We start from the raw sequence: 488 nt of genomic DNA, 5'->3' as shown, positions 1-488 counted from the left end.
AAGAAGCCGTCTCAAAAGTCCTGAAGAGGGACTGATTTGAGACGGCTCTTCTCTTGATCATTTTATTTTATGGATAATTATGGGTATCCTTCTGGTAAAAGGCCCCTCTTATGCGACCTTTTTATCATTGTTTTCTTCTTTTTTAACCTTCGGTTTTAATTGGTTTGCCCATTTTGTTAAGTTATGGGCAACACAAATTAGACCCCATTCCACCGTCGTTTTGGAAAGGCCTCTTAATAAAAATCTATGGAAACCTCGGTTATACTTGATTTGTCCAAAAACGGGTTCGACATCGCATTTTCGCCTACGATAAAGCTTGTCTCCCTCTTCTGTGGCTAAACGTTCTCGAACCTCTCTCCGTTGCTGTTGATTTTCTAAAGAAACTGAAATGGTTTTCGTATCTTTACCTTTCGCACAAATCTCTTGGAAAGGGCACCCTTGACAATCTAAACAGCGATAAGTTCGTTTTTTAGTGATATAACCATTAT

1 protein-coding gene is annotated in these 488 nt (G+C 38.9%); it reads right to left on the bottom strand.

The window, feature by feature from the left end; genetic code table 11:
- Nucleotides 1–108 precede the first annotated feature (108 nt).
- The coding region (locus tag BpJC4_RS15910; RefSeq protein WP_151698201.1) for a transposase at nucleotides 109–488 on the bottom strand (380 nt) is incomplete at its 5' end.

The organism is Weizmannia acidilactici, assembly GCF_008974185.1.
GTDB classification, from domain to species: domain Bacteria; phylum Bacillota; class Bacilli; order Bacillales; family Bacillaceae_C; genus Weizmannia; species Weizmannia acidilactici.
Note: the sequence above shows the minus strand (reverse complement) of the source record. Positions and strands in the feature narration are given on the sequence as shown.